Origin of the sequence: Gordonia sp. ALPHA1B1, assembly GCF_005502615.1 — a bacterium.
Classification (GTDB): domain Bacteria; phylum Actinomycetota; class Actinomycetes; order Mycobacteriales; family Mycobacteriaceae; genus Gordonia; species Gordonia hongkongensis.
Genome location: NZ_SCOC01000039.1, coordinates 17,376 through 42,431, shown reverse-complemented (window position 1 = coordinate 42,431; position 25,056 = coordinate 17,376). Strand labels below are relative to the sequence as shown.

The 25,056-nt window shown below is 70.0% G+C and carries 6 protein-coding genes; 1 reads left to right on the top strand and 5 read right to left on the bottom strand.

All coding sequences use genetic code 11. The features are described from left to right. Both FFS52_RS19850 and FFS52_RS19845 read right to left on the bottom strand, forming a co-directional pair. On the bottom strand, positions 1-11,817 hold an 11,817-nt coding region (locus tag FFS52_RS19850; RefSeq protein WP_137810696.1), incomplete at its 3' end, for a non-ribosomal peptide synthetase. Beyond that, a complete protein-coding gene (locus FFS52_RS19845; protein WP_137810695.1) occupies positions 11,814-20,156 on the bottom strand; it encodes a non-ribosomal peptide synthetase in 8,343 nt (2,780 codons plus the stop codon). The genes FFS52_RS19850 and FFS52_RS19845, both read right to left, overlap by 4 nt. Positions 20,157-20,612: 456 nt before the next feature. Between FFS52_RS19845 and FFS52_RS19840 the strand changes: the two genes are divergently transcribed. Further along, positions 20,613-21,530, top strand: coding sequence for a hydroxymethylglutaryl-CoA lyase (locus FFS52_RS19840; RefSeq protein ID WP_065632418.1), 918 nt, complete (start codon positions 20,613-20,615; stop codon positions 21,528-21,530). A 47-nt stretch (positions 21,531-21,577) separates the two neighbouring features. On the opposite strand, the gene FFS52_RS19835 is transcribed toward FFS52_RS19840, so the two are convergent. The 3 genes from FFS52_RS19835 to FFS52_RS19825 form a co-directional block, all read right to left on the bottom strand. After that, complete coding sequence (locus tag FFS52_RS19835; protein ID WP_058251858.1) at positions 21,578-22,021, bottom strand: universal stress protein; 444 nt, start codon at positions 22,019-22,021, stop codon at positions 21,578-21,580. Positions 22,022-22,190: 169 nt separating this feature from the next. Continuing rightward, entirely contained in the window at positions 22,191-24,347 is a 2,157-nt protein-coding gene (uvrB, locus tag FFS52_RS19830; RefSeq protein ID WP_058251857.1) for an excinuclease ABC subunit UvrB, read from the bottom strand. A gap of 20 nt (positions 24,348-24,367) precedes the next feature. Further along, a complete protein-coding gene (locus tag FFS52_RS19825) occupies positions 24,368-25,033 on the bottom strand; it encodes a hypothetical protein (protein WP_137810694.1) in 666 nt (221 codons plus the stop codon). Positions 25,034-25,056 lie beyond the last annotated feature (23 nt).

Here is a 25,056-nt window from a genome sequence, read left to right as displayed (position 1 = left end):
TAAGAGACAGAACCCCACCTCCACACCACGCGACCAACCCTCGACCGTCGGGCGCAGGGCAGTCGGCATCGGGTCGAGCGCGGCCACCGGCAGGGACGGGTCGTCGATCACCGCGTCGAGGAGGTCGGTCAGCATGGCGGCGACCGTCTCGGCGACACCCTCGCCGACGACGGACAGATCCGTCTTGACCGTGAGGCAGAGGTCGTCGCCCTCCGGTGCGGCGATGAGCGCGAGCGGATAGTGCGTGGCGTCGGACGTGCTCACGTCGCGGATCTCGAGGCCCGAGGTCCGCGACCCCGCCACGACCGTGTCCACGTCGACCGGATACGACTCGAAGACCACGAGGGTGTCGAACAGGCGCGCATGCCCGGTCGCCGCGGTGATGTCGCCGAGTCCGACGAACTGGTGGTCGAGCATGCGGGCGCGGGCGTGGTGCAGTTCACCGATGAGAGCGGCCAGCGATCGACCCGGTGCGACGTCGGCAACGACCGGCACGGTGTTGATGAACAGGCCGATCATGCCGTCGGCACCGTCGAGGTCGGCGGGCCGCCCCGACACCGTCTCACCGAAGACGACTCGTTGCTCGCCGGTGAAGCGGGACAACACGATCGACCACGCCGCATTCAGCACGGTGCTCGTCGTCGTGCCCAGCGTCCGCACCGTCCGTTCGAGGGCGCCCCGGGTGGTCGCGGACACCCGCGCCGTCACCTCGTGCCGCCGGGGCTCGCGGTCGGCACCGGGGTGCACCTGTGGACGGACCAGCGTCGGAACGATGTCGGCGAGATGCTCGCGCCAGGCGGTGATCGCGGTCGCGGCGTCGCGTCGGTCGAGCCAATCGAGGTAGGACTCGAAGTCACGTGCCGGCGTGATCGCCGGGCGGCCGAGGTGGGCCGCGAGGAGGTCGGCGACGAGAATCGGCCCCGACCATCCGTCCAGGATGATGTGGTGTGCGGTGATGACCAGTGTGTACGCCGGGCCCGTCACCGTGTCGTGGGACACCGCGGAGAACCGGATGAGCGGCGGGTCGTCCAGGACAAACGGGCGTCGTAGGTCCTCGTCGGCGATCTGCACGATCCGCGAGGCCGCGTCGGCCATGCTCAGACCGGTGAGGTCCACGCCGCGGAAGTCGGGTTCGGTCACCGCGGGATGATCGGCCGGGGGTACCACCACGACCAGCCGACCCGACGGTGTGCGGGTGAACCCCGAGCGCAGTACCCGTTGCCTGGTCAGTAGTTCGCGGACTGCCGGCAGGATCATGTCGGCGGGGTGAGCTCCGTCGAACTCGATGACCGACTGGGTCACATAGGGATCGACGCCGACCAGCCGCTGGGCCTCGTAGAAGAGCCCCTGTTGGAGCGGCGTCGGCGGCCAGATCGCGTAGCGGCCGCGCGTCCGTGCTGCGCGTGTCCGGGTGGCGAGCACGTGGTCGATGTCCGTCTGGTCGAGCCCGCCGATCACGTCGGTCTCGCTCGGACCCGGGTCGCCCACGGCATCCACATACGCGGCGAGCGAGGACAGTGCAGATTCCCAGCGATCGGCGATCCCGCCCAGCGCGGACTCGTCGAACAACCCCTCGGGTGCGGTGAGGTCCACTCGCAACTCCCGACCCCCCGCGGTCGCCACCGAGGCGGCCGTCACGGTCAGCGCCGCCAATGCGATCATGTCTCCCCGAACCGACGGCGGAAGCGGCGGCGCGTCCCCGATCGGCACGAAATCCGTTGCCGTCGAATCGGTGTCGTCGATGTCTCCGCCCCCGAGCAGACCCAGGTAATTGACCGTGATCGGCGGGAGGGGCCGGTGTCGCAGCGGCGAGCCGGGACGCAACCATCGCAGGGGCCCGAACGCGATGCCGTTGTCCGGCATTCGGGACTGAGTGTCTTTGAGCGCCTTGACCATCGTCGCCAGACGATGACCGGGGGTGACGTCCGCGACGGTCTCACCCCGAGCGGCTGTGCTGGTCGCCTCCACCGGCCCGGGGACGTCGACGCTCACGGGTACGAACGAGGTGAACCATCCGACCGTCTCGGTCAGGTCGGCGCCGGGTGCGATGCCCTCTTCGCGGCCGTGGTTCTCGATCACCATCGACACCGGACCGGACGCCGTGACCGGATCCCGCAGCGCGAATGCCACGGCCGCGGCCACCACGGTGTCCGGGCGCGCACCGAACGTCTCGGTGACCGTGCTCAAGACACGCTCGGCCAGACCGGCGCCGATGGTGCGGGACACCGAGATCGTGGTCGCGAGACGGTCCCGGGTCCGGTCGATCTCCCACTCCGCCGGGGTCGGCGGCAGCTGGCGCGACCACCACTCGATCTCCTCCGCGCGGTCGGCGAGTCCGGCCAGCACACCCGACCAGCGCCGGAACGAGGTGCCCGAGGCCGAAAGTCCCGGTGTCTCCCCGTTGCGGTACTGCCACCACGCGCGCCCCAGACCGGCCACGATGGTCGGCCACGACACGGCGTCGACGCCGACATGATGGGCGGCGACGACGAGTCGCCCGGTGCCGTCGGCGAAGCGGACGCCGATCGCCGCGACCAGTCGTCCCTCCGCCGGCGACAAGGTCGCGAGGGCGCGCGCGTGGGCGGCCCGGATGGCGCCGTCGAAGGAGCGCGCCGGCGTCGATGGCCGGCTCGATGTCGAGATGTCCGATCGGTCGAGGATCTCGACCGTGATGTCACCCGGGTCGCCGTCGCCCGCCACGACAGTCGGCTCCCCGACGGAGTCGGACCACAGCGAACCGACGGAGTCGGACCGCAGCGAACCGACGGAGTCGGTGCGCAGCGATGCGGTCAGCATCGGATGGGCCGCGACGACCGCGGTCACCACCGCACGTACCGCGGCCTCGTCCGCCTCGACCGGGAGCGCAAGCACCGTGCTCTGCGAGAAGTCCGCGAGGTCGTCCGGGTCGTCGGCGAGGTCGAGCATCCACGCCAGGCCCGGGGTCATCCCGACCGGACCGATTGCCCCGCCCGGCATTTCGTCGAGTCCTTGGATCGCCTCCGTCTGTGCACGACGGGCCAGCTCACGGATGGTCGACGCCGCGAACACATCGCGCGGGGTCAGATGGAGCCCCGCGGCGCGCAGCATCGACGTGAGGCGGATGGATGCGATGGAGTCCCCGCCGAGTTCGAAGAACGACCGGGTCACCGCGACGTCCTCGACCCCGAGCAGTGATGCAACGACTGCTGCGACGGTCCGTTCCGCGTCGTCGGCGGGTGCGGCGTCGGCGTGGACGGCTTCCGACAACGGGTCGAAGCGAGGCGCCGGGAGCGATTTCCGGTCCAGTTTGCCGGTGCTGCCGAGCGGCGCTTCGGTCAGCGGCACCCACAGTGTCGGCCGCATGTACGCCGGCAACGACGCGGCCACCGCCTCCCGCGCGCGTGCGATGAACCCGTCCCCGTCCGGTCCGCCGCCGCCGGGTCCGATGAGATATCCCACCAAGTGGTCCGAACCGCCCGGGGCGCGCGCGACGGTGACCACGGCCTGGCGTACACCGTCGATGCCGGACAGGATCGCCTCGATCTCACCGAGTTCGATCCGCTGTCCGCGGAGTTTGACCTGGAAGTCGCTGCGTCCCAGGTACTCCAGGTCGCCCGCACGGTTACGCCGGACGAGGTCGCCGGTGCGGTACAGGCGTCGGCCGCCGCCTGCGGGATCGGCGACGAACCGTTCGGCGGTGAGGTCCGGCCGCGCCGCATACCCGCGGGCGAGCTGGACGCCTCCCAGATACAACTCGCCGGTGACGCCCGCCGGCACGGGACGCAACCGTGCGTCGAAGACGAACGTCTGGGTGTTCCACACCGGCCGCCCGATGGGCACCACGTCCGCGCCGGGGTCCGGAGTCGCGACGGCGACCTCGACGGCGGCTTCGGTGGGACCGAACAGGTTGGAGACGCGTACGTGTGGGAGCGCCACGCGCGTCGCCAGCAGCGTCGCCGGTGGCAGGGCTTCACCGGAACAGTAGAGGTGTCGCAGGCTCGGCAGGGGCGAAGCAGCATCGTCGCGGATCTCACCGGCGCCGGGAGCGGAGCGAGCGGGCCGAATGTCACCGGCGCCGGGAATCTCGTCGATGAACACGGCGAGCAGTGACGGTACGAAGTGCACCGTGGTGATCTGCTCGGCGTCGATCAGCCGAGCCATCGAATGCGGATCGAGATGGGCGTCGTCGGGCGCGATGACCAACCGGGCGCCGGTCAGCGCCGGGGTCAGCAGTTCGGGCACCGACACGTCGAAGGTGAAGGGCGTCTTCAGGAGGATCGAGTCGTGCGGTCCGATCCCGAATTCGTCGACTCCCCATCGCAATCGGTTGAGTACGGCGCGATGGGACACCGTGACGCCCTTGGGTCGGCCGGTGGACCCCGACGTGAAGATGGTGTACGCCGCGTGGTCGGGGCGCAGTATCGACAAAAGTTCGTCGGCGGCGACCGGGACGGTGTCGAGGTCGACCGGGTTCGCGGCGTCCACCACGATCGCGCGGGGGACAACGTGCGCCGCGGGCGCCCGGTCGTCGCAGATCAGCGCGATCCTCGCGTGCGCGGTGTCGACCATGTGGCGAACGCGGTCGGAGGGAGCGTCGGGTGCCACCGGCATGTACTGACCGCCGGCGGCGAGTACCGCGTGGACCGCGATGACCAGTTCGATCGACCGCGGCATGCACACCGCGACGCAGTCCTCCGGGCCGATCCCGAGCGCGATGAGTTCCCGCGCGAGGGTGGCCACCCGCGCGGCGAACTCGCGGTGGGTGAGAGTGCGGCCCCCGAAACGCACCGCGACCGCCTCCGACGCTCGCAGATGGTCGGCGGCCGCGATCGCCGCCGGGATCGTGAGGTCGGGCAGGACGACCGCGGGTCCGACCGAGAGCTGCTGTTGCGCATCAGCTTCGGCTGCGGTGAGGATTGGGAGGTCGGCGACCGGTAGGTCGGCGTCGTCGGCGAGCGAGCTGAGCGCCGCGGACAACGCCGCGGAGATCATCTCCGCGGTCGCCGGGTCGAACAGCGCAGTGGCATAGGCGATCGAGCCGGTCAGCCCACCGTCGGCGGTCTCGCGGAAACCGATGGTGAGGTCGAATTTCGCGGCGGTGTCCTCGATCTCGACGAACTCGGTGTCGAGATCGGCCAGTGTGCCGAGCACCGGTCCGCCGCTTGTGGAGTGGACGAGCAGCACCTGGGCGAGCGGCTCCACGTTCTCGATGCGCTGCGGGTTCACCGCGTCGATCACCCGCTCGAACGGCACGTCGGCGTTGTCGAACGCCGCGAGGTCGGCGTTCTTGACCTGCTCGAGCAACGCGCCGACGGTGAGGTGCGGCTCGACGTCGACCGACAGGATGACGGTGTTGACGAACATGCCGATCAGCTGGTCGATCTCGCGTCGGCCTCGTCCTGCGACGGGCGTGGCCACGGCGATCCGGTTCGTCGACGTCAGGCGCGCGAGGACCGCGGCGGTGGCCGTGTGCGCGACCATGAACAGGGTGGCACGGCGGGCGGCGGCACGGCGGCGCAGTCGCGACACGACGGCCGCGGGCAACGACCACCGCACGGTGGCCGCGCGTCCGTCGGTTTCGGCGGGGCGCGGGCGATCGATCGGCAGCGGGAGGATGTCGGGCAGACCGGTCAACCGCTCGACCCAGAACCGCAACTGGCGCGCGATCAGGGAGTCGGCGTCCGCGGGGTCACCGAGCCGATGTCGTTGCCACACCGCGTAATCCGCGTACTGGAAGCGCAGGGCCGGCCAGTCCGGCGCGCGGCCCGACCGCCTGGCCGCGTACGCCCGCGCGATCTCGGCCGCCAGCACCGGCGCCGACTCACCGTCGGCGGCGATGTGGTGCAGCGCGATGACGAGTACGTGTTGATCCGCCGACGCGGTGATGACGCGCACCCGCACCGGTAGGTCCGTCGTCACGTCGAACGTGGTCGTGATGAGTTCGTGGATCTCCTGGTCGACGACCTCGTCGGAGGATGCGGCGGCCCGCGGCGGGACCACGGTGTGCCCGATCGTGATGCGCCCGGCCCAGTCGTCAGGTGCATGCGCCACGGGTTCGACACCGACGGCGCGAGCGCCCGTTTCGGCCGACGCGGACCCGGTCGCGATGGATTCCGCGCCGGTGTCGCCGTCGGGCGTCGTCGTCGGGTAGATCGTGCGCAGCACCTCGTGGCGGTCGACGACGTCGAGGATCGCCGCCCGCATCGCGGACACGTCGAGGTCGCCGCGCAGACGGACCACGATGGGGATCACGTAGGCGGCGGAGTGCGGATCGAACTGGTTGAGGAACCACATCCGGCGCTGGGCGTACGAGAGGGGTACCGGATCCGGCCGGCGGATCCCCTCGAGCGCGGGCAGATCGGCACCGCGACCGTGTTCCCCCGCATCGACGGCGGCGGCCAGCGCCCGTACCGTCGGCGTCTCGAACAGCGCACGGACTCCGATCTCCACACCGAGCGAGCCACCCAGGCGGGCCACCACCCGGGTCGCCGACAGCGAGGTGCCGCCGAGATCGAAGAATGACGCCTCGGCCGACACCTCCTCCACGGCATCGAGTCCGAGGACCTCGGCGTAGACCGCGGCGATCGCCTGCTCGGTTGCCGTCGACGGACGGACGTGGACATGTCCACCGAAACGCGGTGTGGGCAACGCCCTGCTGTCGAGCTTTCCGGTGGCCGTCAGCGGGATGTCGTCGATCGGCACGATCACGGTGGGCACCATGTGGGCGGGGAGCCGTCGAGCCGCGTGGGTCGCGACGTCTGCGGTGTCGGGCGCAGCGCCGGCGACACCATGGACCCAGGACACGAGGACCGTCTCACCCGAGGTCGGGTGCTCGATTCCGGCGGTCGTCGAGAAGTCCACCCCGGGGTGCTCGCCGAGAACCGCGTCGATCTCACCGAGCTCGATCCGGAAACCCCGGATCTTGACCTGGAAGTCGCTGCGGCCCAGGAAGTCCAGCGTCCAGCGGCCGCTCCGTCGGCGCCATCGTACGAGATCACCGGTCCGGTACATCCGCTCGCCCGGCGCGCCGAACGGTGCCGCGACGAAGCGCTCGGCGGTCAGCGCGGGCTGGCCGACGTAGCCGGCGGCGAGGGCGGAACCCGCCAGATACAGTTCACCGGCCACGCCGGCGGGAACGGGATGTAGGCGGGGATCGAGAACTGCGGCGGTGACACCGGCGATCGGACCGCCGATGGTGACCGCGGAGTCGGGCCGCATCGGTGCCGACGATGTCGCCCAGATGGTGGTCTCGGTGGGACCGTAGAGATTGTGCATCGAGCGACCGGCGGACCAGGCCCGGACCAGTTCCGGCGAACAGACGTCACCGGCGACGGAGATGACCTCGAGATCGGGGAACCCGGTGCCGGTCGCCGCGCCCGATTCGGTGACCGCCTCGGACACCGTGGCGAGGGCGGTCGGGGTGATCGTCGCGTGGGTGATGCGCTCCCGCCGCAGGATCGCCGCGAGTTCGGTGCCGCCCGTGACCCCGCCGGGCGCGACGACCATGGTCGACGCCGCCGCCATCGCGACCAGCGTCTCGAACACCGCGGCGTCGAAACCCGGTGCCGCGAAGCGGAGTACGCGGGCCGCCGGCGTGAGTCCGAATCTCGCACGGGCATCGGCGACCAGGTCGGCCAGTCCGCGGTGGGTGACCGCGACGCCTTTCGGCCGGCCGGTCGAGCCCGACGTGAAGATGACATAGGCCGTCTCGTCGGGTCGCGGACGTCGGGCGAACGCGACGACTCCGGTCTCGTCCGGACCGCCGGGCTGTTCGGCAACGACCCAGTCCACCGCGGCAGCCGCCGGTCGCAGCCCGGCGACGACCTCGGACGAGGTGACCCCGAGACGTGCGTCGACGGTGTCCAGCATGTAGCGCAGGCGCTCCCCGGGCAGGCCGGGGTCGACGGGCGCCACCGCCGCGCCCGTGCGCGCGATGGCCCAGAACCCGACCGTGCCTTCGAGAGATCTCGGTGTGGCGAGGGCGATGACGGCGTCCGGCCCGGCGCCACGCGCACGGAGCACGCCGGCCAGCCGGCGCGTACGGAGGTCGAGCTCGGTGTACGTCAGGTGCTGCCCGTTCTCGGTGACCGCGATGCCGTCGGGGTTCACGGCGATCGCGGCGTCCAGCAGGTCGGCGAGCGTCGACCTCGCCGACGCGAGACCCGGTGCCGCGATCACCGCATCCGCGTGCTCGTCTCCGGCGGGCAGGTCGCCGACCGGCGCGTGCGGCTCGCTCACCACCGCTCGCGCGATGGCGGTCATCCGACGGACGAACGCGTCCACCGTGCCGGCGTCGAAGAGGGCGGTGGCGTAGGTGACGATCACGCGCGTGTCGTCGGCCGGGTTGCGGCCCGGCTCGTCGAGGACGGTGATCTGCAGGTCGACCTTGGCGGTGGTGACCGGGGCCTCGATCTCGGAGACGATGAGCCCCGGCAGTTCGACGGTCGGCCTTGCGGCGTTCTGGAATGCCAGGGCGACCTGGACCAGCGGCGGATGCGCGGTGTCGCGTACCGCGACGACCTCGTCGACCACGGTCTCGAACGGTAGATCGGCGTGATCGAGTGCGGTCACGTCGATCTCGCGGATGTCGGCCAGCAGGTCGGTGAACGAGGCCGCTCGCCGCACCCGGCTGCGCAGCGCCAGCGTGTTGACGAACATCCCGATCAGTGGGTCCAGATCGCGCTCGCCCCGACCGGCGACCGGGGTCCCGATGACGACGTCCTCGTCGGCGCCGGACCGCACGAGAGTGACCGCGAGCAGGGCGTGGACGGCCATGAACATCGTCGCGCCGTGCCGACCGGCGAGGTCTCCCAGAGCGTTCCAGGTGGCTGCGTCGAACGCCGCCGACAGCTCGGCACCCGTGTCGTCCCGGACCGGGGTGCGCGGCCGGTCCACCGGCAACTCGATGAGTGCCGGCACCCCGGCGAGACGGGTTCGCCAGTGGTCGAGCTGACGTGCTGCGAGAGACGTGGGGTCGGCAGCGTCCCCGAGCCGATGGTGCTGCCACACCGAGTAGTCGACGTACTGGATCGGCAGGGGCGCCCAGCTGGGTTCGCGGCCGGCCGCGCGCGCCTCGTATGCGGTGACGAAGTCGGTGACCATCGGCGCGACGGAGCCGCCGTCGCTGATGATGTGGTGCACCACCAGGACCAGGATCACGGCGTCGTCGGCGACGCGGATCAGGCGGGCCCGAACGGGCGCACCGGCTTCGAGGTCGAATCCACGACTGGTGATCTCGGCGATGGTGGCCGTGACGTCGCCCTCGTCGGCGCCGCGCATGTCGATCGGGGGTGTCACCCGGACGTCGTGTCGAGGGTCTCCCGCGGGCGCGATGACCTGCTCGGGAGCGCCGTCCACCGATACGAATCGCGTGCGCAGCACCTCATGTCGCGCAAGCAGATCCGCGAGAGCCGCGGCGACGACCGCAGGGTCCGGGGACCGGTCATCCGCCGCCTCCGGACCCGAACCCGATGCGGCATCGAGGCGGAGCACGGCCGGGATGAGATACCCGGCCCCGCCCGGATCCAGCGTCTCCAGAAACCAGATTCGACGCTGTGCGGGCGACAACGGGAGCACCCCGTCGCGGCCCACTCGGCGCAGGGGCACCCGGCGATCAGCTCCCCCGCGTCCGTCGTGGTCTCCGGGGTCGCGTCCATCGATGACCGCTGCCAGACCCCGGACCGTCGGATCGGCGAACACATCTCGCGCGGAGACCGTCGTGCCGAAATGCTCGGCTGCCCGGGCGGCCACCCGGGTAGCGGTGAGCGAGTTGCCACCGAGATCGAACAACGACGTGGTGACCCCGACGTCGCTCACGCCCAAGATCTCGGCGACCAGTGCGGCCAGGGCCGCCTCGGTCGCGCCGGCGGGCGGCTCGGCGACCTCCGGGCCATCGCCGGACCCCGGATCGGGCAGCGCGCCGCGATCGAGCTTGCCGTTCACGGTGAGCGGCAGTCGGGGTAGCCGGACGAACCGGGTGGGCACCATGTACTCGGGCACCGCGGTCGCCAGGCGCGTACGGATCTCGCTGTCCGACAGCCCGACTGCGTCAACGGCCGACGAAGCGGCGCCGCCCGCGGCGACGAGGTAGCCGACGAGATGCTCGGTGTCGCCGAGCGTACGGATGTCCGCCCCCGCCGCGTCGACGCCGTCGAGCGCCGACATCGCCGACTCGACCTCTCCCAGCTCGATCCGGAAGCCGCGGAGTTTCACCTGGCCATCGCGTCGTCCCACGAATTCGATGGACCCGTTGCGGGACATCCCGACGTCGCCGGTCCGGTACATCCGACCGCCCGGCGGTCCGAACGGGTCGGCGACGTACCGTGTGGACGTCTGACCGTGCCGGTTCAGGAACCCGCGGGTGACCTGGGCGCCCGCGACGTACAGTTCACCGGGCACGCCGTCGGGCACGGGGGCGAGCCGACCGTCGAGGACGTACACCCGCGAACCGAGCAGCGGGGTCCCGATGTCGGAGGCGGTTGCCCGGTCGACGAATGCGCGCGTCAGATCCCGACGGGTCATGTAGACGGTCGTCTCGGTGGGACCGTACATGTTGTTCAGTTGCGGGCCCGCGACATCGGCGCCGGGACGGGTCGCCGACCCGTCGGCCGCCCGGTCCGTCTGCCATGTCCGGACATGCTCGTAGTCGAGGAGTTCGCCCGAGAAGTGCAGGCGCCGAACGGAGTCGGGCAATCGACGGCCGAGGGGTGGGCGGACGACCGCCGCGAACTGATAGAACGACGACGGGGTGAAGTTGACGATCGTGACCCCGTGTCGGTCGAACGCCTCGACCACGTCGTCCGGGGCGCGGGTCGTCGCGTGGTCGAGCACGAGGAGACGACCGCCGGCGCGCAGTGCGGCCCAGATCTCGCCGACCGAGACGTCGAACGCGTAGGAGTGGAACATCGACCACACGTCGTCGGGCGAACTCTCCACGACGGCGTCGAGCGCATCGAGCAGCGACACCACGTTGTCGTGGGTGACGACAACGCCTTTGGGGCGCCCGGTGGATCCGGAGGTGTACATCACGTAGGCGCTCGACTGGGCGGTCACGTGCTCCGGCAGCGGTGGGGTCGAGACCGACCGGGCATCGATGTCGTACTGCGCCAACAGGTCCTGCGGCGTGCACAGCGGCGCGGGCATCGCAGCCCAGGCCCCGACCGTCTCGGCGTCGGCCACGACGGCGACCGGCGACGCGTCCTCGACGATCCCGCGCAGGCGCGCAACCGGGTGTGTCCGGTCGAGGGGTAGATAGGCGGCACCGGTCTTGAGAACCGCGAGCAACGCCACGATGAGGTCCACCGAGCGCGGAAGCGCGACCCCCACGAGTGTTTCGGGACCCGCACCACGATCGACAAGGGCGTGCGCCATCCGTTCGGAGCGCTCGTCGAGTTCCCGGTAGGTGAGCGACGCCCCGTCGAGGTCGGCGAGAGCGACGGCGTCGGCACGTCGTCGTGCGGCGATCCGGAAAAGCCCCGGCAGCGACTCGCGGTCACCGAGGCCCAGGATCTCGGTGATCCGCCGGTCGAGTTCATCGACGATTCCGGCCGCGGCGGTAGCGAGTTGCGATCCGCTCAGCCCCGCGCGCGGCATCAGCGCCGTCACCGTTGCGCGGAGGGCGGCGTCGGACGCGACGCCCCGCTCCGCCAGGGTGATCGCCGAGGCCGAGACCCGGCGGTGCAGAGCACGGAAGGTCACCGGGCCGGCCGTCCCGGACATGGCCTCGTCGTCGCCCGCATGGGCGGCGGCGAGCGCCAGCAGCCGAAGCGCGGACGGGCGGCGCAGCGACGGCTGGGCATGCCCCGTCGAGGTGCGGGGAATCGAGGTGTCCGACGTCACGCGGGTTCCACTCGATTTCGCTGGACCGCGCCCGATCCGGCGCCCGTGTGGCCGTGCACGACGGCATCGGCGGCGGTGCGCACGCTGTCGAAGACCTCGTCGATGGACCGGTCGGCGTCGGCGAGGAGCGTCGCCACGGCGATCGTCAACGCCTCCGCCGGGTCTTCGTCGGGAATCGACATCGACATGGCGACCGCGGTTGCCTCGAGATCGGCGAAGGTCACCTGTGGCGCCCCCGCGACGCCGATGACCGTGTCGGGCGCGACGGCCGCGACCTCCGACACCAGCTCGTGCAGCGGCCGAACGGCATCGGTTCCGCGCACATCCGGCGCGTTCTGCTCCGCCCAGACGGCGAGATCCCCGATCGCAGTGTCCGGCCGTGACACGATGTCGGCCAACAGATTTCGGAACCTCTCGGCGAACAGGGCCACCGTGCCGGGGTCGAAGAGATCGGTGTCGAAGGCGATCTGCCCGCCCAACGCGCCGTTCCGGTCGACGCCGTCGGGGTCTCCCGGGTAGAGCATGACCTCGAGGTCCACCTTGGCGGGAAAGGACTCGGGCAGACGCGGCCGGACATGCAGCCCGTCGAGTTCGATGTCCGGGAACTCGAGATTCTGGTACGAGAGCATCACCGAGAACAACGGGTTGCGGCGTCCGCGGCGGACCGACGCACGGTCGGTCCGGGCGAGATGATCGACGATCTCGTCGAAGGACACGTCGGTGTGACCCAGGTCGGCGAAATCATCGCTGTGCACCCGTCGCAAGAGCTCCGCGAACGGCTCGTCGAGGCGAAGCCGCGTACGCAGGGGCACCGTGGTCGCGAGCATCCCCACCATGTCGGTCAGGGCGGGATCATCACGACCGGCGAACGGTGTGCCGATGACGATGTCGTCGCTTCCCGACAACCGCCTGATCAGGACCGCGAGCGCCGCGTGCAGGACGGCGAACTGCGTCGTGTTGCCCACCCGCGCCATCTGACGGAGCATCGTCGCGGTCGACGACGGGATGTCGAGATCGACCACTCCGCCCACATGGCGGGGCTCCACGGGCCGGGGCCGGTCGGTCGGGATCGTCGCCGGCTCCCCCGCCCGATCCAGACGCTGCCCCCAGTACCGCAGTTGACGCTGCCGTTCCGTCTCCCCGTCGGGCCGCGTGGTCTGCAGGCGCTCGGCGTGCCAGATCGCATAGTCGGCGAACTGCACGCGCTGCCCCACCGCACTTCTCGATCCGGCTCGCCCCGAGATGCGGGCGGAGTAGAACTCGGCGAGGTCGCGGGCCAGCGGGCCGAGCGACCCACCGTCGGCGTTGATGTGGTGGACGACGAACACCAGCAAGTGCCGGTCCGGGCTCACGCGCAGGATCGTCGCGCGTACCGCCGGGGGGCCGGTCAGGTCGAAACCAGCTCCGACGACAGCCGCGACCTCGGCGCCCAACCGGTCCTCGGCGGGCATGTCGGGCCGGTCACCGGCGAGATCGACGAGCGGAATCCGCAACGCGTGCACCGCATCCGCAGCGGGGATGATGAGTTGCACCGGTGTGCCGTCGTGCAGCGGGTAACGGGTGCGCAGCGACTCGTGCCGCGCGACGAGGTCACCCACCGCGCCCGTGAGGGCCGGGACGTCGAGCCGGCCGTCGAGTTCCAGGGTCAGGCCGACGTTGTAGGCGGGCGAGGCCGGATCGGTCTGGTTGATCGACCACAGGCCGCGCTGCACCCCCGTGAGGTCGACGAGATGAGTGCGTTCGCGCGGCGTCAGCATGCGTCCCGAGACCGCCCGGTCGGCCGTCGCCACCGCCGCCACGAAGTCCGCGACGGTCGGGTTCTCGAAGAGCAGCGACATCGGCACGCGGCGTCCGACGTGCTGTTCGACGCGATAGGCGACCTTGGTCGCCGACAGCGAGCTCCCGCCGAGTTCGAAGAACCCGTCGTACACGCTGACCTCCCGCAGACCGAGCACGTCGGCGAAGATCTGGGCCACGACGCCCTCGAGCCGGCTGCGGGGGCCGACATATTCACGTGCGGGCGAGATCTCCACCGCGGGCAGGGCGCGGCGGTCGACCTTGCCGGTCCGGGTCATCGGCAACTCGTCGAGCACCACCACGGTGTGCGGCACGAGGTGCGACGGGAGACGGGCGGCGGCGTGGTCGAGGATGTGCTCGGGTGCGGGGACCCGGTCGGCAGGGGCGGTCACATACGACACCAGCACCGTGTCCCCAGCCGGTGTCGACGTCCCGACGGTGACCGCGATGTCCACATCGGGATGGCTTGCGAGCACGCCGTCGACCTCGCCGGGTTCGACCCGCATGCCGCGGATCTTGATCTGGAAGTCGTTGCGCCCGTGGTAGACGATGTCGCCGGACGGTGTGCGCGTGACGAGGTCACCGGTGCGGTACATCCGCCCCCCGGTCTCGAACGGATCGGCGACGAACCGGCCCGCCGTCAGTCCGGGACGACCGTGGTAGCCGCGCCCGAGTGCCCGTCCCGACAGGTACAGCTCACCCAGGACACCGTCCGGCACCGGACGCAGGCAGGCGTCGAGGACCCGGACGCCGACTCCGGCGATCGGCCCACCGATAGTGACCGGTTCCGCGGGCCGGAGGGGCGCGGAGGCGGTGGCCCAGATCGTGGTCTCGCTGGGACCGTAGAGATTGAGCAGCGGGCGGCCCGCCGCGTGCCACCTCGCGACCAACTCCGGAGGGCAGGCCTCGCCCGCCACCATCACGACCGAGAGTTCGGGCACCGCCGCAGGATCGAGAGTGGCGAGCGCGGTGGGCGTCATGATCGTGTGGGTGACCCGGTGACGGGCGATGATGGTCGCCAGCTCGGGACCGGCGAACACCTCGGGTGGGCTGATCGCCAGCTGGGCGCCCGAACACACCGCGAACACGATCTCCCAGACCGCAACATCGAATCCCGGTGCGGCGACGTGGAGTATGCGCGAGTCCGGGCCCGCGCCCAAGCGATGCTGCTGCTCGCCGACCAGTTCGGCGAACCCGGCGTTGGTCACCGTGACGGCCTTGGGCCGGCCGGTGGACCCGGAGGTGAATTGGAGATAGGCCGCGTCGTCGAGGGCGATCGGCCGTACCCGCTCGGCGTCGGCCACCCGGTGCGTCGGCCGTCCGGCGATGCCCAGATCCACCTCGAGGTCATCGAGAACCAGCTCCGCGACCGTGGATCGGGTCACCGAGGACCCGGCGCCGTCCGTGGTGACGGGATCCGCCGTGATGACCAGAACCGCACCGCTGTCGGCGAGCATCGCCGAACGGCGGGCGGCGGGCAGACGGGAGTCGATCATCACGAAGGCGGCGCCGCTCATGGCCACGCCCAGTACGGCCAGGACCGACCGGGGCGAGCGCGGGATGCTCACCGCGACGACGTCGCCTGGGCCGATGCCGCGTTCGATCAGGACGCGGGCGATCTGATTGGTCGTGGTCGTCACCTCGGACCAGCGGACCGCGCTCTCCCCGAGCAGGGCAGGGGCGCCGGGGTCGGCGCTCGCGAGACCGCGCGTCAGCAGGGTTGCGAGGGTCTGCTCGGGACGCGATCCCCAGGCCGGCGCCGCCAGGGTACGCATCTCGTCCGGGCGGAGCAGGTCGATCGCACCGATGCTCCGCGACGGCTCGTGCACCATCTGCTCCAGGACGAACTCCAGCCGCCGCGCCATGTCGTGCACCGTAGCGTCGTCGAAAAGGTCGGTTGCATAGGCGAATTCGACGTCGTAACGGTCGGTGCGGTCGGTGACCGACACGGTCACGTCGTACTTCGCGGACGGTACCCGGGCATCGAGGACCTCCGCGGACCCGGCCCATCGGGCGAGCTCGGCCAACTGATCGGGTTGAACCGTCAGCGCGACCTGGAACAGCGGCGAGTGCGACGGCGACCGGTGTGGCGCGACAGCGTCCACGACCCGTTCGAACGGGACGTCGGCGCGGCTCATCGCACGCGCGCAGCGGCGATGCGCGGCGGTGACGAAGTCGACGACGGTGTCCCCGGGTTGCAGGGTCGTTCGCAGCACGACGGTGTTGACGAACATGCCGACGAGGTCGGCGAGCGCCGGATCGTCGCGGCCGGCGACCGCGGTCCCGATACTCACGTCGTCGGTGGCGGCCAGCCGACCCAAGGTGATCGCCAGGGCGGACTGGAACACCGCGAACGGGGTGACCGCCAACGATATCGCGAGCTGCCGGATCCCCGCGGTCAGGCCCGTCCCGAGCACGGTGTCCACATGCGCTCCGCTGCTCGACATCACCCGCGGACGCGGCCGATCGGTGGGCAACTGCAGCAGATCCGGCGCGCCACGCAACTCCCCCCGCCAGAACTCCAGGCCCTCGACCAGAACCGACGACGGCGCATCCGGCGTTCCGAGCGTCTCGGCGCGCTCGACGGCGACATCGGCGTACTGCATCGGCAACGGCGCGAGATCCGGCTCCGCACCCGCGCGCCGACTGTCGTACGCGGTCATCAGATCTCGCAGCAGCGGCCGGAGCGAGTGCCCGTCGGCCGCGATGTGATGAAGGACCAGCACGACGATGTCGCCATCCGGATGACCGGTCAGCAGGCGGTACCGGAACGGGATCTCCTCGGCCAGGTCGAAGCCGACGTCGGTGATGGCGGAGATCGCCTTGTCCACATCGTCTCCGGCGTCGGTCACATGTGTCCCGCTCGCTGCGCTCCCGGCGACAGTGACATGTGTCCCGCTCGCTGCGCTCCCGGCGACGAGTTCAACATGTGTCCCGCCGGCCAGAAGATCGGCAGCCGTGCGCGAGTCCAGGATTCGCTGCTCGGGTTCGCCGTCGACGACCGGGAACACCGTGCGCAGGATCTCGTGCCGGTCCACGACGTCCCGGACCGCCCGGTGCATGGCATCGGCGTCCAGCGCGTGCGCCAGGCGCAGCGCGCCCGACATGTTATAGGTCGACTCGGCCGGCGACATCCGGTTGATGAACCACAACCGGGTCTGCGCCTGCGACAGCGGGATTCGCGCCGGACGGGGTGGTTGCGACCGGGTCGCGGCGGACCGGTCGGACTGCGGGACGACCACGGCGCGTGACGCGAGATCGGCGAGGTCGACCGCGTCGAAGACGTCGGTCAGGGCGATCCCCAGCCCGTGGTCGACACGTGCGCGGGCCACCATCCGGGCGGCGAGCAACGAATCCGCACCCAAAGCGAAGAGATTGTCCGAGACGCTGACCCCCTCACGGTCCAACGCCTCCTCCACCAGCGACACGATCGCCCGCTCGACCGGGGTCTGCGGCGTCCGGAAACTCGTTGCGGCGGAGCCGAGTACGGGAACCGGCAGCGCGCGCGTGTCCAGCTTGCCCGATCGGGTGGTGGGAAACGCGTCGAGGAAGACGATCCCCGGCGGAACCATGTGTCCGGGGAGTCGCCGTCGGCAGTGCGCGCGCACAGCGTCGGCATCGAGCAGTTGCCGGGTGTCACCGGCATCATGATCGGCGGGGGATTCGGGCACGGACCCATCCCGGCGAGCACGGAGATAGGCGACGAGAACCGGTGCGGGCCCGAGATCGCGGCGGGCGACGACCGCTACCGCGTCGACGCCCGGGATCGCGGCGATCACCGCCTCCACCTCGCCGGGTTCCACGCGCTGACCCCGGATCTTGATCTGCTGATCGGTTCGTCCCAGATACTCCAGTTCACCGTCGGCAGTCCATCGGACCAGATCCCCGGTGCGGTACATCCGGGCACCCACGTCCCCCCGCGGATCGGCCGTGAACCTGCCCGATGTCAGTCCCGGAGCACCGACGTAGCACGATGCCAGCTGCGGCCCCACCAGATACAACTCGCCGGCGACCCCGACCGGAACCGGACGTAGTCGGCCGTCGAGGACCCGCACCTCGGTCCCCGGTACCGGGTGTCCGATCGGAACGACCGGACCATCCGTCGTGACCCGCTGGGCGGTCACGTCGATCGCCGCCTCGGTCGGCCCGTACAGATTCACCAGTCCGGCACGGGTGGTCGACCGTACGCGCCGGGCGAGCCGGGCCGGCAGCGCCTCGCCCGACGTGAACACCCAGCGCACGTGGTCGGGTAGGGAGAGCCGTTCGTGCGCCATTGTGTCGGTTCCGCCGAAGTCGTCGACGGACTGAGTCGTCGAACCACCGGGGTCCGGTCCGAGCACCACGTCGAGATAGGCATCGAGCATCGACGGCACGAAATGCAGGACGGTGACGCCGGAGCGCGCGATGAGGTCGCGGAGGTACGCGGGATCGCGGTGTCCGCCGGGCATCGCGATCACCATCCGCGCCCCGACGCGCAACGGCCACAGCAACTCCCAGACCGACACGTCGAAGGTCGCCGGCGTCTTGTACAGCACGACGTCGCCCGCGGCGATCGGGTGATCGTGCTGCATCCACCCGAGGCGTTGCTCGATCGCCCGATGACCGATCTCGACACCTTTGGGCGTCCCGGTCGATCCCGAAGTGAAGATGACGTAGGCGGCCAGATCAGTCGGAACCCGGGTCTCCCGATGCGGCCATGCCGTCGGACCTCGACGCGGGGAGTCGAGACCGGCGACGAAGTGTGCGTCGACGACCAGTGCGGGTTCGACCGCGGCGATGATCGCCTGTCGCCGCTCGTCCGGTTCGGCCGGATCGACCGGCACGTAGGCCGCACCCAGCCCGATCGCGGCATACACGGCGCACACCTGCTCGATCGAGCGGTCCAGTGCCACGACGATGCGATCGCCGCGCCGGGCGCCCAGACTCGTGAACCGGTCCGCGAATGTGTCGCAGGCACGCGCGAAGTCGCGGTAGGTGAGGGTGGTGTCGCCGAACGTCACCGCGGGCGCGTCCGGCGTCGACTCGACCTGGCGATCGAAGGCGGCCAGCACGTGCTCACCGACCACGCCGACGGCCGGCCCGCCGGAACCGAGGTCTTCCAGGGTTGCCGACTCCCCGGCCATCAGCAGGTCGAGGTCGGTGACCGGCCGGTTCGGGTGCGCGACGAACTGTGTGAGCACGTTGAGCAGGCGATCGCGGTGCGCCTCGAGTTCCGCCGACCCGTACAGCGTGGGGTTCGCGTGCAGACCCACTTCCAGCGGGGCCTCCGGGCCGGCCGCGAAGACGTTCATCACCAGGTCTTCGACCAGACCGGCGGACAGCATGTGATAGCGCACGCGGGCGCCGTCGATGACGATCGGCTTGTCGAACAGCAACAGGTTGACCAGCGGTCCGAACGACGTACCGCGGGCATCACCGAAACCGGCTGCCGCCCTGATGTCCTCGGATCGATACCGTTGATGGCGCAGACCCGCGGTGATCTCCGCGCTGACCGCCGCGACGACGTCGGCGCACGTCGCGGAGGAGATTCCGTCCACACGCAGGGGCAACATGTTGGAGACCATCCCGGCCGAGTGCCGGACGCGCGCTGTCGTCCGTGCGGTGACCGGCAGACTGAGGACGATGTCGTCGCTGCCGGACATGCGCGCGAGGAACGCGGCGAACGCGGCGGTGAGGATGGCGGCAACCGAGGCGTCGAGGTCCCGGGCGCACCGACGCAGTGCCTCATCCAGTTCGGGACCGAGCAGCCCGGCGGAGACGACGGTCTCGTTGCGGACGCCGGCGGTGGCCGGGTGTGCAGCGAGGCTGACCCGCTCGGGGAGCCCGGCGGCGCGTTCCTGCCAGAATTCGCGGTCTTTCTCGAACCGCGTGCTCTGCCGGTAGGCGGCGTCGTTGGCGACCACCTCGGCGATGCTGGCGCGGCGGACCGGTCGGCGCCCGGTTCGCGGCGGCACCGTGGCAGCGACCTCCGCCGCAGTATTCGGTGCGCGGTGCTCGTTGTAGCGCGCCACCGCTTCGTGCAGGCACATCAGCGCGCCGTATCCGTCGAACGCGATGTGGTGCCCGCGCATGTACCAGTACGTCCGGTCGTCGGCGATCCGGATGAAGGCCGCGACGGCGACCGGATCGGCGAGCAGGTCCACGGACCGCTGATGGTCGGCGCGCATCCAGTCGGCGGCTGCCGCTTCGGGATCCGGGTGCGTCCGCAGATCGACGTCGATCACGTCGAACGGAACGGAGAAGTCGATGTATTGCCGAGGCGTGCCGTCGACCTCGACCACGCGCGTGTACGCCGTCTGCAGGTCGCGTGCCGCCTCCAGTACTCCCCGACGGAACAACTCCCGATCGAACGGGCGTCCGTCGTCGACGATGTCGAGGTAGTGCGCGACGGTGACCGAGTGGTCGTCGACCAGGTTCTCGGCAAACCACATGGCGCGTTGGGCCGCGGTCAGATCCAGTAGATCCGCCCCTCGAGGCGCGCGGGGTGCCCCCGGGCGCCAGTCTCCCCCAGTCCCATCTCGGTGGGACACAGTGTCATCCATGCGTCGTCCGACGTCGGTTTCGGCGATTGGGTCGCTCGACGATGACGCCCCCGCGTCCCCCCGCAGCGATCGTCGAACAGCAACGAATCATACGCGGTACATCGCATCCGCTTCGGAAAGTGATACATCCCGCACGACCGGCCGTTCCCGACGATCAGACGAGTTCGAAAACTGGTGTGACAGATGGGATCACCCGAGTGCGTTGGAGCCACACTGGTCACTCTCGTACCGTATGGCGGGGTTCCGGGTCCGTAGGATTCGGTCGTTCGACCGACACCGGGGCAGAACGACATCTCGGACATGGCATTGCCCGGCGCCGGGAGCGAAGCGAGCGGGTCGAATGGACACCGGCGCCGGGAGCGAAGCGAGCGGGCCGAATAGACACCGGCGCCGGGAGCGAAGCGAGCGGGCCTCGATCGATGGAGTCGCAGCGCCGGACAAGGCAAGATCGGACTGGTGTCAGACGTGCAGTTGATCGAGGTGGGCCCGCGGGACGGGTTGCAGAACGAGCAGACCCTGCTCTCCGTCGAGGAGAAGATCGAGTTCATAGCCCGGGCCGTCGACGCCGGCGTGCGCCGGATCGAGGCGGTGAGTTTCGTGAACCCCAAACGCGTACCGCAGATGGCCGGCGCCGAGGAGGTCATGGCCGGGGTGCCCCGCGTGGACGGTGTCTCCTATATCGGTCTCGTCCTGAATCGTCGTGGTCTCGACCGCGCTCTCGCCTCCGCGGTCGACGAGGTGAACGCGGTCGTCGTGGCCACCGAGGCGTTCAGCCACCGTAATCAGGGCTGCAGCGTCGAGGACACCATTTCGGCGGCCGTCGATGTGGTGCGCGACGCGCGCGCGGCCGGCCTCGCGACGACGGTGACCATCGCGGTCGCGTTCGGCTGCCCGTTCACGGGCGAGGTCGACCCTCGCCGGATCTCCGACATCGTGGCGCGGTTGACCGATCAGGCCGCCCCGGACGAGATCGCTCTCGCCGACACGATCGGCGTCGGGGTTCCGGCGCAGGTCCGCGATCTCGCCGCCCGCACGGCGGAGCGTGCGCCCGGTATTCCACAGCGCTGGCATTTCCACAACACGCGGAACACCGGTTACGCGAATGCTCTCACCGCGCTCGATTCGGGGGCCGGCGCCATCGACGCCAGTGTCGGCGGATTCGGTGGGTGTCCGTTCGCTCCCGCGGCGACCGGCAACATCGCGTCCGAGGATCTCGTCTACGCACTCGATCGGTCCGAGGTCAGCACGGGTGTCGACATGCAGGGGCTGATCGACGCCGCCGCGTGGCTGGGCCGGGCCCTCGACAAGAATGTCCCCGCACTCCTCGGACGTGCCGGAGCATTTCCGGCCGTCCGCGGAGACGGGGACATCTGAGCGGGACCCCATCGGTGCGAACGCACCGGTGGGAAACCCTTCGCCGACTATCCGGTGGTGTGGACGATCAGCACGTCGCACGCCGACTTGCGGGCCACATCGGCGGGGACCGATCCGAGGAGCCGCCCGGCGATCGAATTCAGGCCGCGATTGCCCACGACGAGAAGATCGGCCTTGACGTCGCTCACCAACTGCAGGAGCGCGTCGACCGGAGCACCCTTGACCGGGCGCTGCACCACGTTCGACGCACCGGCCTTGGTGGCCCGTTCCTTCGCGGTTCGCAGGATCTCCTCGGTCGGCGTCGATCCGGTGACCTGGTACGCCTCGTCTTTCAGGACATCCGCGGCGTCGCCGGCTCCGCGCTCGTTCGGGAAGTACGCGCACGCGATCACCAACTGAGCGTCGCCCGCGAGTGCACCCGCACGCTCCACAGCCTTCATCGACGACTCGGAGCCGTCCGTTCCGACGACGACGGTTTCGTAAGAGCTCATCCCAACCTCTCGACATGAATTCGCCTCGCTGCCCATCAGCGAGGCGTCATCGCGTGTACCCACAATGCAGGGGTCCTGCACGGGGACATTAGTGTGCCACGGGCACGTCTGTCCCCCGTTCGTGGTGATCGGCACATCGTGAACCCGACGCTGCCACCCCGAACAGACGTCACTTGATCCCGGCCGCGTCCATCCCTCGCATCTCCTTCTTCAGGTCGGCGATCTCGTCGCGGAGTCGTCCGGCGAGTTCGAACTGCAGATCCCGAGCGGCACTCATCATCTGGTCGGTGAGTTGGGACACGAGGTCGGCGAGCTCGGCGCGGGGCATCATCGACACGTCACGCTTCTCGATGACCCCCGAACTACCGGCCTTCGACACCTCACCCTGTGCGCGGCGTCCGCGGCTGGAGTTGCGTCCGGAACCGCCGACCGCCACGGCCTCGTCCTCGGCTTCCTTGTAGACCTGGTCCAGGATGTCGGCGATCTTCTTGCGCAGCGGCTTCGGATCGATGCCGTTCGCCTTGTTGTACGCGATCTGCTTCTCGCGACGCCGCTCGGTCTCGTCGATGGCGTTGCGCATCGAATCGGTGATCTTGTCCGCATACATGTGGACCTCGCCGGACACGTTGCGGGCCGCGCGACCGATCGTCTGGATGAGCGACGTGGTGCTCCGCAGGAAGCCCTCCTTGTCGGCGTCGAGAATCGCGACGAGCGAGACCTCGGGCAGGTCGAGACCCTCGCGGAGCAGGTTGATGCCGACCAGAACGTCGTAATCACCGGACCGCAGCTGGCGGAGCAGTTCGACACGACGCAGGGTGTCGACCTCCGAGTGCAGGTACCGGACGCGGATACCGAGTTCGAGCAGGTAATCGGTGAGATCCTCGGCCATCTTCTTGGTCAGGGTGGTCACCAGGACGCGCTCGTCGCGATCGGTTCGCTCACGGATTTCATGGACCAGATCGTCGATCTGGCCCTTGGTGGGTTTCACCACGACCTGCGGGTCCACGAGTCCCGTCGGACGGATCACCTGTTCGACGAACTCGCCGTTGGACTGGCCCAGTTCGTACGGCCCGGGAGTCGCGGACAGATAGACGGTCTGTCCGATGCGGTCGACGAACTCGTCCCATGTGAGCGGTCGGTTGTCGACCGCCGAAGGCAACCGGAATCCGTACTCGACGAGGTTGCGCTTGCGCGACATGTCGCCCTCGTACATGCCGCCGATCTGGGGCACCGTCACGTGCGACTCGTCGATGACGAGGAGGAAGTCGTCCGGGAAGTAGTCGATGAGCGTGGCCGGCGCGCTCCCCGCGGCTCGCCCGTCGATGTGGCGCGAGTAGTTCTCGATGCCCGAGCAGAACCCGACCTGACGCATCATCTCCAGGTCATAGGTGGTGCGCATGCGCAGACGCTGGGCCTCCAGCAGCTTGCCCTTGCCCTCCAGCTCGGCGAGTCGCTCCTCGAGCTCGCGCTCGATGCTCGCCATCGCCTTCTCCATGCGCTCGGGCCCGGCGACGTAATGGGTGGCCGGGAAGATGCGCAGCGAGTCGACCTGGCGCACGACGTCACCGGTCAGCGGATGCAGGAAGTACAGCGACTCGACCTCGTCGCCGAAGAACTCGATGCGCACAGCCAGTTCCTCGTAGGACGGGATGATCTCGACCGTGTCCCCGCGTACCCGGAAGCTGCCGCGGGTGAACGACATGTCGTTGCGCGTGTACTGGACGTCGACGAGCAGACGCAGCAGGGCGTCGCGATCGATCTCCTGACCGACCTCGATCTCGACGGACCGGTCGAGATAGGACTGCGGCGTACCGAGGCCGTAGATGCAGGACACCGAGGCGACGACGACCACGTCGCGTCGCGACAGCAGGCTCGACGTCGCCGAGTGACGTAGGCGCTCGACGTCGTCGTTGATCGACGAGTCCTTCTCGATGTAGGTGTCGGTCTGCGCGATGTACGCCTCTGGTTGGTAGTAGTCGTAGTACGAGACGAAGTACTCGACGGCGTTGTTGGGCAGCATCTCGCGCAGTTCGTTCGCGAGCTGCGCCGCGAGCGTCTTGTTCGGCGCCATCACGAGCGTCGGGCGCTGGACCTGCTCGATGAGCCAGGCCGTGGTCGCCGACTTTCCGGTGCCGGTCGCGCCGAGGAGGACGATGTCCTTCTCCCCGGCCTTGATCCGGCGGGTGAGGTCTTCGATGGCGGCGGGCTGGTCGCCGGCCGGTTCGTACTCGCTGACGACCTGCAGGCGGGCATCGGTCCGCTCGATCTCGCCGACCGGCCGGAACTCCGAGTGCGCGATGACGGGGCGTTCTGCTGCAAAAGCCATAGTGCCAGGGTAAACGCGACCTATGACAGCGATGTTCCCGCGGACCGGCGTCCGACGAGCGCGGCGACGAGCACGACCGCCGAGCACAGCGGGATCGGCTGGCCGACGACGACGAACACTCCGACGTCGGCGAGGAGCGCGACGGGCGCCGCGACCCGGACCACCGGGCCCGGAACCGGCGCCTTGCCGCGGGTCCGGCGCGGCACGCGCGACCACGGTTTCGCGATCGACAGCCAGCCCTGGAACGCGATCAACGTGGCCATCAGGACCGTCGACGCGAGCAGGCCGGCCGACGCGACTTCGCGGGCGCGCGCCGCCGAGTCGAGAGCTGGTGAGAGCACCGCGATCCCGACGACGAGCTGGCTCACCGTGATCGCGAACTTCACGAGGACCCACCAGTGGAGGAAGAAGCCCCACGGCGTCGTGGCGGACAACAGGAATCCCGACATCGCGGACACATTGGCCGAGACCACCAGGACCGTGGTGTCGAGGACGTGCGCGGCGACCGCGCCCCCGTCCCCGGGATTCAGCATCAGAACCGCCATCGCGAGCGCCTGGCTCATCCAACAGACGGACGAGAGCACGTGTATCCACAGCAGCACGTGCCGTGCGCGCTTGACGGTCGGCCGCGCTGTGATTCGTTCGCGGGCCACAGCACGGCCCCGTTCGGCGACGAAAGTCCTCATGTTCCGACCATCCCGCGGACCGG

Coding starts and splice junctions, on each gene's coding strand:
- FFS52_RS19845 (WP_137810695.1), bottom strand. CDS start 20,156: ATGGATGACACTGTGTCCCACCGAGATGGGACTGGGGGAGACTGGCGC.
- FFS52_RS19835 (WP_058251858.1), bottom strand. CDS start 22,021: ATGAGCTCTTACGAAACCGTCGTCGTCGGAACGGACGGCTCCGAGTCG.
- uvrB (WP_058251857.1), bottom strand. CDS start 24,347: ATGGCTTTTGCAGCAGAACGCCCCGTCATCGCGCACTCGGAGTTCCGG.
- FFS52_RS19825 (WP_137810694.1), bottom strand. CDS start 25,033: ATGAGGACTTTCGTCGCCGAACGGGGCCGTGCTGTGGCCCGCGAACGA.